This window comes from Pseudomonadota bacterium, from assembly GCA_018823285.1.
Classification (GTDB): domain Bacteria; phylum Desulfobacterota; class Desulfobulbia; order Desulfobulbales; family JAGXFP01; genus JAHJIQ01.
On record JAHJIQ010000027.1, the window covers coordinates 18,898 to 33,455 of the forward strand.

General features: G+C 52.9%; 10 protein-coding genes. 3 read left to right on the plus strand and 7 right to left on the minus strand.

Going from position 1 to position 14,558, the window contains the following annotated elements; all coding sequences use genetic code 11:
• Positions 1 to 12 precede the first annotated feature (12 nt).
• Positions 13 to 2,652, minus strand: a complete 2,640-nt coding sequence (locus KKG35_07415; GenBank protein ID MBU1737957.1) for a cation-translocating P-type ATPase — start codon at positions 2,650 to 2,652, stop codon at positions 13 to 15.
• A gap of 563 nt (positions 2,653 to 3,215) precedes the next feature.
• Between KKG35_07415 and KKG35_07420 the strand changes: the two genes are divergently transcribed.
• From KKG35_07420 to KKG35_07430, 3 genes are all read left to right on the plus strand, one after another.
• A complete protein-coding gene (locus tag KKG35_07420) occupies positions 3,216 to 3,890 on the plus strand; it encodes a response regulator transcription factor (protein MBU1737958.1) in 675 nt (224 codons plus the stop codon).
• 199 nt (positions 3,891 to 4,089) lie between these two features.
• Positions 4,090 to 4,497 carry a hypothetical protein gene (locus KKG35_07425; protein MBU1737959.1) on the plus strand — a complete coding sequence of 136 codons (408 nt, stop codon included), beginning with the start codon at positions 4,090 to 4,092 and terminating at the stop codon, positions 4,495 to 4,497.
• Between the two features lie 209 nt (positions 4,498 to 4,706).
• Positions 4,707 to 5,057, plus strand: a complete 351-nt coding sequence (locus KKG35_07430) for a GNAT family N-acetyltransferase (GenBank protein ID MBU1737960.1) — start codon at positions 4,707 to 4,709, stop codon at positions 5,055 to 5,057.
• Between the two features lie 47 nt (positions 5,058 to 5,104).
• On the opposite strand, the gene KKG35_07435 is transcribed toward KKG35_07430, so the two are convergent.
• From KKG35_07435 to KKG35_07460, 6 genes are all read right to left on the minus strand, one after another.
• Positions 5,105 to 6,439 (minus strand): 3-deoxy-7-phosphoheptulonate synthase class II, encoded by a 1,335-nt coding sequence (locus tag KKG35_07435; GenBank protein ID MBU1737961.1) that lies wholly within the window; start codon positions 6,437 to 6,439, stop codon positions 5,105 to 5,107.
• A gap of 178 nt (positions 6,440 to 6,617) precedes the next feature.
• The gene (locus KKG35_07440; protein ID MBU1737962.1) at positions 6,618 to 7,196 is read right to left on the minus strand and encodes a type I restriction enzyme HsdR N-terminal domain-containing protein; all 579 of its coding nucleotides are present in this window, start codon (positions 7,194 to 7,196) and stop codon (positions 6,618 to 6,620) included.
• A 108-nt stretch (positions 7,197 to 7,304) separates the two neighbouring features.
• Complete coding sequence (locus KKG35_07445; GenBank protein MBU1737963.1) at positions 7,305 to 8,201, minus strand: dihydropteroate synthase; 897 nt, start codon at positions 8,199 to 8,201, stop codon at positions 7,305 to 7,307.
• A 264-nt stretch (positions 8,202 to 8,465) separates the two neighbouring features.
• Positions 8,466 to 10,880, minus strand: coding sequence for a response regulator (locus tag KKG35_07450; protein MBU1737964.1), 2,415 nt, complete (start codon positions 10,878 to 10,880; stop codon positions 8,466 to 8,468).
• A complete protein-coding gene (locus tag KKG35_07455) occupies positions 10,877 to 11,251 on the minus strand; it encodes a response regulator (GenBank protein ID MBU1737965.1) in 375 nt (124 codons plus the stop codon). The genes KKG35_07450 and KKG35_07455 overlap by 4 nt, the downstream gene beginning before the upstream one ends.
• Positions 11,229 to 14,558 carry a PAS domain S-box protein gene (locus KKG35_07460; GenBank protein ID MBU1737966.1) on the minus strand — a complete coding sequence of 1,110 codons (3,330 nt, stop codon included), beginning with the start codon at positions 14,556 to 14,558 and terminating at the stop codon, positions 11,229 to 11,231. The genes KKG35_07455 and KKG35_07460 overlap by 23 nt, the downstream gene beginning before the upstream one ends.

Sequence of the window (14,558 nt, forward strand, 5' to 3'; positions counted from 1 at the left end):
TCAATGCCTCGATCAGACAGCGGCATGTCCGCTGCGGGAGAATTTCAGAATGAGGTTCCGGAGCAGGAAAGAGACGCCCCAGACAGCAAAGCCGCCGCCGACGATGATCATGATCTCCGCAAGATTGAGGGGAACTATTCTGAACACTTTGTGCAGCGGGGTGTACATGATCAGGGCCTGAAGGAAAATCGACAGGAACACCGAACCCCAGACCCAGCGATTGGAGAAGAACGCCACCCGGTAGCCCTGTCTGATAATGAAGACCAGAACGACCTCAAAGAAAACGACAAAGTTGAAGACCATCGTCTGGCCATGTATGATCTCTGCCGCATCGGATGAACGGCCCCCGGAAAAGGTAAAGAGCAACAGGGCGAGAGCGGTACCGAGAATGCCGAGCAGCCCGATCATCGCCAGTTTTTCCGCAGGGAGAATTTCTTCATCCTTTGATTTCGGCGGGCGGGACATGATATCACTGCCGTAAGGATCAACACTGAAAGCAAGGGCCGGGGCGCCATCGGTCACCATATTGATCCACAGCAGGAGCACTGCGGTCAGAGGCAGGTTCAGACCAAGGATGACCGCCAGAAAAATAATCAGCACCTCACCGAAATTCCCTGACAGGAGCAGCATGATCGATTTCTGGATATTATCGTAAATCCCCCTGCCCTCCTCAATCGCATTGACGATATGGGTGAAGCTGTTGTCGAGGAGGACAAAGTCGGAGGCCTCTTTGGCAACATCGGTGCCGCTGCCTACCGCAACCCCGATATTGGCCTTTTTCAGGGCCGGGGCGTCGTTCACTCCGTCACCGGTCATGGCCACGATATGACCCATTTTCTGCAATGCGCTGACGATCCGTTGTTTGTGTTCGGGAACGACCCGGGAGAAGAGATTGGTGTTGTCCCGCAACCGTTCGATCAGGGTCTGGTCATCAAAACCGTCCATTTCCACGCCGCTGCAGAGCTTCCCGGTGATGCCGATTTCCGAACCGATGGCCCGGGCGGTTTCCTGATAGTCTCCGGTGATCATGATCACCCTGATTCCGGCCCGGGCGGTACGGCGCAGGGAATCGACAACGTCGGCCCGGGGCGGGTCGATCATGGCCTGCAGGCCGATGAAGACCAGGTCGTCCTCGGAAAAATCCTCTTCGTTTTCCTGGCGTTTGCAGGCAAAAGCCAGAACCCGCAACGCTTTTGCCCCGTAATAATCATTGCGGGCGTGGATCTCTTTTTTCATCCGGTCGGTCATCTCCATTTCGCTGCCGGTGATCAGGACACGGTTGCAGCGGTCGAGGATCTGGTCCGGAGCGCCTTTGGTATACATCATCCGCCCTTCATTTTGAGCCACCAGCACACTCATCATTTTGCGATCGGAGTCAAAGGGCAGCTCGTCCAGTCGGTCGCCTGAAAAAACCACCCCGGCTTTGGCAGCGCTGGTCAGAAGGGCCGCTTCGGTGGGGTCGCCGGTGATCAGCCATTCACCCTCTCTTTCCTGCAGTGACGAATTGTTGCAGGCAAGAGCGGTCCGGTAGAGGAGAGGCTCAAGGGGTGTAGAGGCGGAACCTTGCGGATTGTAGCCGTTGCCGGAGAATTCCGCTTCTCCGTCGGGAGTCCAGGCGAAACGGACAGTCATCATGTTTTCGGTCAGGGTGCCCGTTTTGTCGGTGCAGATGAGGTCGCAGCTGCCCAGGGTCTCAACCGAGGAAAGACGCCTGACCAGGGTTTTTTTCGCGAGCAGTCTCTTCACCCCGATACTGAGCGCAATAGTGACTACGGCCGGCAGAGCGGTGGGCACCGCGGCAACGGCGAGACTGATGGCGATAAAGGCAAATGAGATGAACGAATGAACGCTCAATTTCCCCATGATTAGGTCTTTGCTGAAAAGCAGCACAAAGATGAAGAGGCAGACCGCGATAATGACCAGCCCCAGTTTTTTGCCGAAGCGGTCAAGCCTTTTCTGCAAAGGGGTCATCTCTTCAACGGTTTCCTTGATCAGGCGGGTGATTTTCCCGATCTCGGTAGTCATCCCGGTACTGGTTACCACCGCCAGTCCGTTTCCGGAAACCACCGAGGTGGAGGTGAAGAGCATGTTGTGTCGGTCGCCGGGCTGGACTTCACGAGTGATGGTGGCCTGGTTTTTTTCCGTCGGCACGCTTTCTCCGGTCAAGACCGCTTCGTCTGCTTTCAGGCGTACCGCTTCAAGGAGCCGTGCGTCGGCCGGGACCTTGTCCCCGGCTTCAACTTTTATCACATCACCCGGCACGAGTTCTTTAGCATCCACCTTTTCCAGGGTGCCATTCCGGAAAACAGTTGCCTGGATGGCGGTCATTTTTTTTAAGGCCTCCAGAGAACGGTTGGCGGAGAGTTCCTGGAAAAATCCGATCAGGGCATTGGCAAGGAGAATGATCAGGATGATCACCGAGTCGACGTATTCGCCGATCAAGAGGGAGAAGGCGACGGCAAAGAGCAGGATGTAGATGATAAAGCTTTTGAACTGGCTGAAAAAGATGGCGACCGGGCTGATGGCTGTTCTGGTTTCAAGTTCGTTGGAACCGTATTGCTGCTGCCGCAGTGCGGCCTCAGCTGCGGTCAGACCTTCCCGTGTGCTTTTCAGGTCGGTCAGAATTTCATCTGGTGTCCTGCGGTATGGCATTGGTTACCCCGGGGGAATGATTGTTTTCAACCGGCAATTGTAGCTGATCACCGATTTTTATACCATATCCTGATTCCGGAATGGTTTTGAAATACCTGTTTCAATTTAACATCAAGGAGGGAAGTTTACTGCAGATAAGTGCTCTCTGCGACCGAGGAGGTTTTATATGCTTGAAGAATGATGTCCCGATGCATGGAGAACGTTCCATTCATTTTTCTCTGGCCGGGATTTCCGGAATGGCGCGGATCACTACTCAAGCTGCATTACCATTCAATTTCAGCCGATGATTCCTCGACAGTTCGACACGCTCACGGTCACCCTTCGCCAGGCTAAGGATGAGCGGCATGACTATTTATCGCTCCTCCCGAGCTTGTCGAAGCCCGCTCCTCCTTAGCTTGTCGAAGGATGCTCCAACCTCAGTTCTCCGCCAGCCGGATATTGCTATTGGAAAATTTCGGACAGCCAAAGCCTTTCAAACAGATTGATTTAAATGGTTGACAAATGGCGCTGATGTGTTTGATGATAATGATTGTTGGGTATCATGTATTGAGAAGGAGGGGAAAATGAACGGCAAGAAGATCCTGCTTGTTGATGATCACCCGGTTGTGCGTGAGGGGATACGGGCAATCATCCAGGGCAGTGCAGGTGGTCAATTGGTGATTGTCGGGGAAACCGGAAAAGCCGATGCGGCCTTTGATCTGGTCGAAAAACACCGGCCCGATCTCGCGATTATCGATATCACTCTGTCCGGGGCGGAAAACGGCATCAGCCTGACCGGGAGAATAACCGATTTCTTTCCCGGGACCAGGGTTCTGATTCTCAGCATGTATGGTGGAATCGATTACGTCTGTCGCTCCCTGAAAGCCGGGGCGGCCGGATATCTGACCAAGAATTCGGCCCATGATGAACTGTTGAACGCCATCAATGTCATTATGCGCGGCGGTTCTTATCTCGACAACAAACTTTCTCCTGATATCGTTGATTTCCTGAAAAATCATGCTGCCGGCGGAGCGGGAGCGGGAGATCCGTCCTACTCGCTGTTGAGCGAAAGGGAGCAACAGGTTTTCCGGATGCTTGCAGACGGTGAGAAGGTGGTGGAGATCGGCAGAACTCTCAATCTGAGCCCAAAAACCGTAGAAAATCATAAAACCAGCATTTTCAAAAAGCTTCACTTCACCCGCTATTTTGATCTCTACCGGTATGCCCACCGCATCGGGATCATCAAACCTGATGTTTAGGCATTTTTCCTGCCTTGATTCCGTCCTTCATCCTGCTGATTCCCTGTTTCCTTCACCGTGTGTAGGCGTTATCGCACGCTCTTTCAGGAAAACCCCTATCTTAAATGAGGGGGGTTACCTATATGAATGGCAATGGTCAAAATCATATCATTTTTTCTGGGAAGCAGTTCATTCGCATCTTTCAACATAAGTGAAGAGCATGAAATACACACGGAAACCCAAGAAGGAGGAGAAGGTTATGGCGCTCGACAGTTATTTAAAGGGTCTGAAGCAGATCAACGGTTACAAGGCATCGGCAATCATGAATTTCACCGGCGAGGTTCTGGTCCAGGACACGGTGGATTCGAATATTGATCTTGGCCTCGTGGGGGCGACTTTCAATGATATCTTCAGGACCGCCCATGAAGCCTCGGTGAAGATCGGCCTTGATGCCTGCAAGGAGTCGGTGATCAGCACGCCGAAAGGGGTCATCATCATGCGCTGTTCAGGGGTAAAGGCCAAGGTCCATTATCACTCGATCGTGATTATGGCAGCGGATGGCAATCAGGCACTTGCCAAAATGGAGATGGAAAAGATGGTCCCCAAGGTGATGGAAGAACTGGCGTGAATAACTGATCCTTTTTATCAGTCATATCCATAAGGGACGGGGGTGTTTTTTAACACTCCTTCGTCTTTTATGGGGTAAAGAGATCTTCGTTTCAATAACATTCATCCTCTGTAAAGAGAGTCCCGGCATTCCGGAGATTGTAAAACAAGTATGGACAAACCTGCATTTGCACTGGCAGAGAAGATCAGAGGGCACACCGGTTATAACTGATGAATATTGTTGGCGAAATTAAGTGGTATCTCAATGAGGACTATGCACGGCTGCAGTTTTCTGAGAGCAGCAGCGCATTTTCGATCGATACCGTCATGGTGCCCGCAAATCATCGGGGTGAAGGGATCGGCAAGGCCCTGATCAATCACGTGCTGATCATGGCGGACCGGATGGGCAAGATGGTCCGGGTTTCAGCCCGTCCGATCGGGGAATGTTCCGAGGAAAGACTGCAGAGGCTTGTTTCCTATTATGAAAAATTCGGGTTCCGGATTGAAGACCGGGGTCACTCGATCGCCTATATGGTTCGGGAGGTGGTCCGGGATTCGGAATGTTATGGAGCCGGGTCATGAAAAGTGGGGCGGAATGTTCTCCCCCCCACTTTTTCTGTTGTTTTTTGTTATCTCAGCATTTCCGCAATCTGAAAGGCCAGCTCCAGACTCTGCTCGGCGTTGAGGCGGGGGTCGCAGGTGGTCTGGTAGTTGTTGACCAGATGGGCGTCGGTGATGTTGCGGCCGCCGCCGGTGCACTCGGTCACATTTTCACCGGTCAGCTCAAAATGAACCCCGCCGGGAAAGGTGCCGACGCTCCAGTGAATTTCAAAAAACGACCTGATCTCCTGCATGATGAGATCGAAATTTCTGGTCTTGTACCCCGATTCCGCCGTGTAGGTGTTGCCGTGCATCGGGTCGCAGCTCCAGACCGGTTTAAAGCCCTCTTTCTTCATCTCCTCGGCAAGCTTCGGCAGATAGTCGCCGATCTTGTTTGCGCCGAAACGGGTGATGAAGGTAAGGCGGCCCGGGTCGTTTTCCGGGTTCAGTTTGGTGTAGATTTTTTTGATCTCGTCAATCTCGTGCTTGGGTCCGATCTTCATGCCGATGGGATTTAAAACCCCGGAAAAGAATTCAATATGGGCGCCGTCAAGCTGCCGGGTCCGGTCGCCGATCCAGAGCATATGGGCGCTGCAGTCATACCAGTCGCCGGTGGTTGAGTCCTGGCGGGTCAGCGCCTGCTCGTACCCCAGAAGCAGTGCTTCATGAGAGGTGAAGAAGGATGCCTGTTTGATCTGCGGGATCTCGGTGTCGAGCCCGATCAACTCCATGAATTTAATGGCCTGGTCGATATTCTTGGCCAGTTTTTCATACGACTGACCCTGTGGCGAGGCTTTGACAAATTCGTTGTTCCAGGCGTGTACCCGGTCGAGAGAGGCGAAACCGCCCCGGGTAAAAGCGCGGACGAGATTCATGGTTGAGCAGGCCCGGAAATATCCTTCCTGCATGCGATTCGGGTCGGGCCGTCTGGCTTCCGGAGTGGGCTCAATACAGTTGACCATGTCGCCCCGATAGCTCGGCAGTTCAATCCCTTTTACCATTTCCGTATCCGAAGAGCGGGGCTTGGCATACTGCCCGGCGATCCTTCCCAGCTTGACGACGGGTTTGCCGCCGGCATAACTGATGATGACCGCCATCTGCAGGATGACCTTGAGCAGTTCCCGGATCGCCGGGGCGTTACATCTGGCAAACTCTTCGGCGCAATCGCCGCCCTGCAGGACAAAAGCCTTGCCTTCGGCTGCGAGGGCGAGCTGTTTTTTCAAGACCCTGATTTCACCGGCAAAGACCAGCGGCGGCAGGTTGGAAATGGACTCGATGACAGCATCGTATGCTTTCCGGTCCGGCCAGTTCGGCTGCTGCAGTACCGGGAAATTCTGCCAGCTCGTTTTACTCCAGTTACTCATTGTCGGGGTACTCCTTTAAAATAGTGTTCAGAAGCCGGAAGCCGGAAGCCAGGCGCCGGAATAAAAAACTTGAATTCCGTCTGGCCGGGCTTAAAATTCTTCACTCTTCACTCTTCACTCTTCACTCTTCACTCTTCACTCTTCACTCTTCACTCTTCACTCTTCACTCTTCACTACCTCATCCTTCCGGGGCATGCGGCAGGGCGCAGGGACCGCCGGCACAGCACACTTCCACGTCGAAGGCATTCAATATCCGCAACTCCTTTTCCCGTCGGTCGCTTTTTGGGGCAGGAGTTGGAGCCGTTTCAGCCGCGAGCTTATCCAATGTCGTGCGGTCCGGAATGGCGTCCAGACCCTGGCCGATCACCTTGCCGGTTGCGGTGTCGAGCAACTCGGCATCCTCGCCGTTGGTCACCATGGCATAAGGGATGATCCGGTCTTCGCAGAAAACCCGGGCGGCGGCGAGAGCAGGTCGTTCGCGGGTGACCAGCGACCCCGGTCCGTAACGGATCATGAGGACCCGGCGGTCGCCCGCTTTCACAATGATGTCGATCCTGGAAACGACAAACTGCCCGGCGAACAGGGTCTCAATCTTCTGTCGGACCTCAAGATCCTCTTTCCGGTGTCCTTTTTCTTCGACCAGCAACCGGCAGAGTTTCTGGCGGTATCGTTCATCATCGGTGTCAACGATCATTTCACCGGTTACGTAATCGGTGGTTGTCCCGTAAATCATGTGATGCGACGTTACATCGGCCATACGATTTCCCATCTGAAAACAAAAGGGGGACTGTCTTGCAGCCCCCCTGAAAAGCATTCCTGCAGGCTGTCAATGGGGAGAGCAGCCTGTATCCGTATCCAGCCTCTCTTACAGTTTCAGCCAGGATTCGGAGAAGACGTTCTGGCCGGAGAGGACCTTGTAGGTTTTGTAATGCTCCAACGATCTCTGGTCGAGGGTCGACGGATCGGGGTCATTGCCTTCAATCATCCCGTGGACCATATCAACCAGCACCTGGCGCTCGCCACGACAGATCGCCATCAGTTCAGGGTCGTAGGAATTGACGATGGCGGTGGTCAGGCCGTAATACATCAGCATGATCAGGTAGGTTCGGTCAAGATATCCTCTCAGTTTTTCGTCTACACCGTTGGAGACGTTGGAAAGACCGATGGTGGTTCTGGCTCCGGGGGCGATTTCCGGCAGCATGCTCAAGAACTCAAGGCCGGAGGCAAGCTGGTCGGCGCCGAGGGTGATCGGGGTCGCGATCGGGTCGAACAGCATCTTCTCATTGGGGATTCCCGCCTCGTTCAAGGCCATCATCAGGTCAACCGACATCGCGGCCCGCTCGTTTGAGTCACGGGGCATTCCGTCCGGCCCCCAGAGAAGGGCGATGACATGGCATCCCGCTTCGGCGGCGACGGGGATCAGTTTCTCCATTCTTTCCGGCTGGGCGGAGATGGAGTTCATGATCGCCCCCTTCTTGTTTTTGATCACTTTAAAACCGGCCTCCATGGCAGCGGTGTTGGTGGTATCAAGACAGAGCGGGGTGGAAGAAACTTCTTCAACCGCCTGGACAACCCACGGCATAAGTTCGGTGCCGTCTTTACGGGCAGGACCGATATTCAGATCAAGAAAGGCTGCGCCGGCGGCGGTTTCCTCGCGGGCCATCTCCTGGACCGGCCCTTTTTTTCTTTCCTTCATGGCGCTACCGCTCCGGTTGCCCATGATGTTGATACTCTCCGCAATGCCTAAAACAAGGTTTGCCATTTTATTCTCCTTAGAATTTTATATTTTTTAGATTCATTAAGAACCGGAATATCGATCTGGCGGGCATGGTCACACCAAAAAACAATCGCCTAAACTAGCGTTAAAAGCAGAGGCTGTCAATGATTAATGGTCGCTAAATAGCGGTTTTAGAATGCTTCAGGAACAGTTGTGCGACAGACTGATTTCAGACCGGATATTTCATATGCATACGGATCTTTGAGAGCATGTTGTTTTTTGCCGTCTGGTGATGGGAAATACCGAACCTCAACCGCCAGCGGATCTTTTGTCGAGAACATTTCGCACTGCAGTCGCCAGTTTAATTGTGGCAACTGGTTTCATCAGAAATGCATCGAAGCCGAGGTCCAGGGCCTTCTTTTCATCGATCTGTTCATTAAATCCCGTACAAAGGATGATCGGGATATCCGGCCTGATGTCCCGAAGTTTTTTACAAATCTCCACACCGGTCATCTCGGGCATTGTCATGTCGCTGATGATCAGATCAACGCTTTCAGGGCTGGCCATAAATTTTCCAAGCAACTCCGAGCAATCCGTATATGATTCAGCCTGATATCCCAGGCCTGTCAACATTCGGTGTTCCAGGGCCGCAATGGCCCCGTCATCATCCACCAGGAGAATTCGTTCGCTGCCACCAGGGTATTCTCCGTTGGCAATTGTTTCCGGATCGGAAGTGTGATTTTCAATCCTCGGCAGATAGACGTTGAATGTCGTGCCGATGTTCACTTTACTGGAAACCCCGATATGGCCATTGCAGCTCTTTACAATACTATGAACGATTGCCAGTCCGAGTCCGGTCCCCTCTCCCATTATCTTGGTGGTAAAGTAGGGTTCGAAAATTTTCTCAAGAGTCTCCCGGTCCATTCCGTGGCCGGTATCGCTTACCTCAAGATTAATATATTGAGCCGGGGGCAGGGGAATTTCGGGAAAGATGCGATCCGTTTCATCCGGGGAGCAGGAGCGCAATGAAATCGTCAGGTCGCCTCCTGTTTCCCGCATGGCGTGGTAAGCGTTTGTACAGAGGTTCATGACGATCTGGTGTAATTGGGTCGGGTCTGCCATGACCATGCCGACCTCCGGGTCGATAGAGGATCTGATATTGATATTGGAGGGGATTGAAGAGTGCAGAAGTTTGAGCGCCTCCTTGACGATCAGGTGGAATTTTACCGGTTTCGGTTCCTGGGCCTTCTGGCGGCTGAAAGTCAGAATTTGGTTGACAAGGTCCTTGGCTCTGTTGCCGGCATGGAGTACCTGCTCCTGAAACGAATAGAGTTCGCTCTGTTTCGGCAGCTCATCCAGGACCAATCTCGTATAACCGAGAATGGCGGTGAGAATATTGTTGAAATCGTGGGCAATGCCTCCGGCCAGAGTGCCGATGGCCTCCATTTTCTGAGCCTGTTGAAGGTGCTTTTCAAGCTGCTTTTGTTCAGTCACATCCCGCTTGATTGCTACATACGTAGTGATTTTACCGGCATTGTTGTGAACCGGAGTGATAGAGGCTTCTTCTACAAACAGGGTGCCGTCCTTTTTGCGGTTGGTGAGTTCGCCGCGCCAGACCTGTCCGCTTTTCAGGGTGGCCCACATTTTCCGGTAAAAATCGGTGCTCTGGCTGCCGCTTTTGAGAATCCTCGGGGTTTTGCCGACGGCTTCGTCTCTGGAATATCCGGTGATCCGTTCAAAACTCGGGTTGACGTATTGGATTGTCGCGTTACGGTCGGTGATGATGATGCTGTCCGCTGTCTGTTCAATGAGCGTGGTGAGTCGCCTCCGTTCTTCATCTTCCTTTTTACGGTCGGTAATATCGATACAGTATTCAATGATCTGTCTCACTTCCTGATCATTGCCGAAAACCGGATATCCATGCACTTCAAAAAATTTCTGGTCACCGTTTGCATACTGGTGACGGTGTTCGAAGACCACGGATTTTTTGGTTTCCCTGATTGTGTCGATCGGACACGGGTGTGCAAGTCCGGTGCAGGGTGCGGTCCTATTGTAGATCAGCTCATAACATTTTATTTCGGGTCTGTACTCCCAGGATCTTGCCGCTTCGTTGACAAGGTCTATGGAATGATCGTGAACGTTGATGATCAAGAAGGGATGAGTCAGGGCGTCAAGGGCTCTTTGCAAAAATTCATGCTGTTTGGTTAGCTGTTTCTGGGCCTGATTCCGTTGCTGCAGGGCCATTTCCAACTCCGCAACTTTCTGTTCGAGTTTGGTCGCAAGAATGTCCCTGTATTTTTCCAGATATTTCATCTGGTCTTCTTTGAGTGTTCCCGGGGGGGTTTTCGCCTTGTCGCGGCAGGTAGTTGCTGTTCGTTCGATTTCGCCCCACAATTCTTTAGGATCTTTCGGCTTGAAAATATAGGAGCAGGCGCCCATGCTTTCGGCAAGTTCCACATCCTGATTGGCCTGATAGTTGGCCGAATAAAAGATAAATGGAATTGTACTCAGCGCAGGATCTTCCTTAATTTTCTTCAAAAACATAAAACCATCCATTATCGGCATCAACGCATCGGATATAATGAGATCAGGTCGGTTGATTTCCGCCATCCGCAGTCCTTCCCTGCCGTCCCGCGCTTCAATCGCCGTATGTCCGTTCTTTTCAACAATGTGCCTCAGCAGGGTCCGGTCATCGTGATTGTCGTCCACAACAAGAATTCTCATGTGCCAGCCTCTTGAAGGATTTTATGGATCTCGTCCACAATGGTCAACGGGTCGATCGGTTTTTCGAAATAACCGGTGCAACCGCTGTCGATGATATTCTTTCGGTCACCTCGCATGGCATATGAAGTGACGGCGATGATCGGTATGTCGCGGCTTGTCGATGAACTTCTGATTTTTTTCGTCGTCTCGAAACCGTTCATGCCCGGCAGGTCGATATCCATGATAATAAAGTACGGCCTTTCCCGGATGGCGACTTCCAGGCCTTCTTCCCCTGATATCGCGGCGAGTATCTCGTACCCCGAGCGTTTGAGGGCGCAGGAAATCAGCTCCAGATTGTCCGGATTGTCTTCAATCACCAGTACCTTTTTCATCCGTTTCTCCCTTTGTTTCTCCACTGAGCGGAACAGTCAGAAAAAACAGGCTGCCTTTTCCCGGTTCGCTTTTGACTCCGACATCCCCGTGCAGGATGTCGTGGCAGATCTTCCGTACAAGATAAAGCCCGAGACCGGTCCCTTTCGCCTGAGGCCCCAAGGGGGATTCAATTCGGAAAAAAGGGGTAAAAAGTCTCGCCTGATCCTCGGGGGCAATTCCTATCCCGGTGTCACGGACCTCGATCCGCACCCGGTTACGATCTTCAGGGACAACAAGGCCGGCATTCACCTGGATTTCTCCGTCCTCGGTGAATTTAACGGCATTTGAGAGCAGATTGAGCAAGCATTGGAATAATCGCCGTCGGTCGGTATGGAGACGGCAGTTTTTCATTTTGATCTCAAGATGAAGCTTCTTGTTCTCAATGTCGGTTTTTACATATTCCACTGCCTCTTTAACCAGCGCCTCAAGCTCGAAGTCTTCAACAAGGGGGTCGATGGTTCCCGCCTCAATCTTCGAGATATCGATCACGTCGTTGATCAGCACCAGCAAATGACGACCGGCCCGAAGCACAGTGGCCAGCTTTTCTTTCTGTTCGGTATTCAAGGGGCCGAACCATTCGTCCAGCACGATGGTTGAAAAGCCAATGATTGAGTTCAAAGGGGTGCGCAATTCATGGCTCATGGAGGCGATGAACATCGACTTCAGGCGGTCGAGTTCCTGCAACTTGGCATTGGCGGCTTCCAGTTCTTCGGTTTTCTGGTTGAGATCTTCCACCAGGTTAATCAGGGCATGTCGGCTGTCCTGCAGCTGCAAGCTTTTCGTCTCCAGTTCGGTCGTGCGTTCCTTCACCTGCTCCTCGAGATGTTCCCGGTATCCGGCAAGTTCGATCTCCATCCGTTTTTGCTCGGTGATATCGTTGCAGATTGAAGCGACGCCAATGGCTTTATCATCCTTGTCGACCAGGGTTGTATTGAACCACTCACAGATGATGGTGCGGCCATCCCTGGTGACGTTCTCGTTGATGCTGTGCCGCCCGTCTTCCCGATTTATCAGATTCCGGAAAATCCCGTCCTCGAGATCGTGGGCCGCTTCCGGCAGGATCAAATCCCTGGCATGGTGGCCAATAGCCTCTTCTCTGGAGTAGCCGAATATCTGCTCACAGGCGGCATTCCATTCGACCGCGCGGAAATTTTCATCCCATTCCAGATACCCGAGCGGAGACTGTTCCATATGCAGATGCAACCGCTGGGCCGAGCGGAGCATTTGTACCTCGGCTGACTTTCGTTCGGTAATATCACGGGCCAAACCAAGAATGACCCGGCGGTCTTCAAATTGCAGAAGGCCAAGACGAACCTCGACCGGAAACGTTGTTCCGTCTTTTCTTTTATGCACCCCTTCGAGGGTCACCGGATGGTTGACGGACAATTTGCTCCAGAAATTTCTTACATGATCATGGCTGATAAATTCGGCATCCACCTCGGCGACGTTCATCTGCAAGAGCTCTTCCCGGGTGTAGCCGAGACTTTTGCAGGCCGTTTGATTGATCTCAAGGATTTGTCCTTCCAAATCGTGGAGAAAAAACCCATCGGCAGCCTGGTTGACCAAGGTGCTGAAGCGTGCTTCACTTTCTTTCAGGTTCCGGTTTATCAGCATGCTGGTCAGGCCGTCCGTCAGCCGTCTGCCGATTTCCAGAAAGAGCTGTTCCTCTTCCGCTGTCCACTCCCTAGCATGCGAACACTGGTGGATGCCGAACTGCCAGGGTTTGCCGATCTTAGGATGGACAGCCAAGGACATGAAGCATTTAAAACCGAACTGTTCCGATACGTCTGCCGGTAACTTGTGCGGGGTCCCCGGTCCGAATTTCACCGGTCCGTCAGCATTTAAAAGAATACGGAGGGTTCCGGCAACCTCCGGATCCATCGGGATCTCAATTCCCCGGTTCAGGACGCCGGGATAGTCCGGTTTGTTGCGCTCCATGGGCACGGACCATGTCTTCGCTTCGGGGTCGCAAGGGAACATCAGAAACGCACGGTCACAATCAAAGACTGAAAGCACCTCATCAAGAACATCGCTCATCATCTGTTCAAGACTTTCCGAACCCTGGATAGCCCGGTTGACCAGATCCAGGGTTTCGAAAAGACGGAGGTTGTTCAGCCGCACCTGCTCCGCGAACATACGCTCGGTGATATCCATAAAGGAAACAATAACCTGGCGGACATCTCCGTTGTCGTTGTACTCCGGCTCGGCATTCGCCAATACCCAGGAGATGTGATCGTGCCCCGGAGTACTTAATCCGATCACGTAATCGCGAAGCGGTTGACGAGAGGCAAGAACCTTGCTGACCGGGTACTCGTCAACCGGCAAGATGGCGCCGTCTTCACGGAGGAAACACCAATCGGGATCAATTACCTCCCTGCCCAGGAGCTGATCCGCAGAAAGGCCGAGCAATTCCTGGGCCCTGGGATTGCTCTCCAGGATAAGACCGTTGCCGTCATGGACCACAATGGCTGTCCCCACCATGGCAATGAGAGACCGGTATTTTTTTTCGCTCCTGAGCAATAGCTCCCGGTCCTCAAGCATCTGCCTCTCAGAGGAGAGCAGCTTCAGAGAAACATCGTTTAATGACACGGCCAGTTCGGTGATTTCCTCTGTTTGCTGTTGACTTATCGAGATCCGTTCCCCTTTTCGTTGGTCAAGACGCCTGGCAAAATCGGTAAGTTCTCCGATGGATCGAACCAGAGGACGCAGCATGATGAGAAGCAGGCAAGCGCTTAATCCAACCCAGAGCAGAGAGAAAAGTATAGTGTATTTCCGGGCCTCCATTTCAATGGACTGAATGGAGGAAAGATCAAAAGTCACTTCGAGCCAACCCAGGGGGGCGCCGGCAGAGATCGGCTGCCGGACGACGAGTTCATTGCCTTCGATCATAGAATCCGGGGTAAATGAGGGTGGAGGAGGATTGATTACGCCCGGGCTGCCGCGCTGCGGTTTTCCATCGGGGCCGTTCATCACGTCGCCGAGCACGAACCCGTTCGGTTCTGAAACCCGGAGCCGCTTTATGTCCGCTTTATCCGTTGCCTGCACCAGAATTCCTTCCAGCCCCGCATAGTCGTTCAGCACCATGTGGTAAGCGCAGCGCTCTGCCAGGTTCTCGGCCATGAGCGCGGCGTTGCGGCGCATGGAGTCGGCGAGCATTTTCGCCTGCTTCCCCGCCATCATCCAGCCGGAGGTTATTCCGGTGGACAGCAGGATGAAGGAGACCAGAAGAATCAGTCGCGAAGAGAGGCGACGGGGTACAATGGGCAT

Coding starts and splice junctions, on each gene's coding strand:
- KKG35_07415 (MBU1737957.1), bottom strand. CDS start 2,652: ATGCCATACCGCAGGACACCAGATGAAATTCTGACCGACCTGAAAAGC.
- KKG35_07420 (MBU1737958.1), top strand. CDS start 3,216: ATGAACGGCAAGAAGATCCTGCTTGTTGATGATCACCCGGTTGTGCGT.
- KKG35_07425 (MBU1737959.1), top strand. CDS start 4,090: ATGAAATACACACGGAAACCCAAGAAGGAGGAGAAGGTTATGGCGCTC.
- KKG35_07430 (MBU1737960.1), top strand. CDS start 4,707: ATGAATATTGTTGGCGAAATTAAGTGGTATCTCAATGAGGACTATGCA.
- KKG35_07435 (MBU1737961.1), bottom strand. CDS start 6,439: ATGAGTAACTGGAGTAAAACGAGCTGGCAGAATTTCCCGGTACTGCAG.
- KKG35_07440 (MBU1737962.1), bottom strand. CDS start 7,196: ATGGCCGATGTAACGTCGCATCACATGATTTACGGGACAACCACCGAT.
- KKG35_07445 (MBU1737963.1), bottom strand. CDS start 8,201: ATGGCAAACCTTGTTTTAGGCATTGCGGAGAGTATCAACATCATGGGC.
- KKG35_07450 (MBU1737964.1), bottom strand. CDS start 10,880: ATGAGAATTCTTGTTGTGGACGACAATCACGATGACCGGACCCTGCTG.
- KKG35_07455 (MBU1737965.1), bottom strand. CDS start 11,251: ATGAAAAAGGTACTGGTGATTGAAGACAATCCGGACAATCTGGAGCTG.
- KKG35_07460 (MBU1737966.1), bottom strand. CDS start 14,558: ATGCCCATTGTACCCCGTCGCCTCTCTTCGCGACTGATTCTTCTGGTC.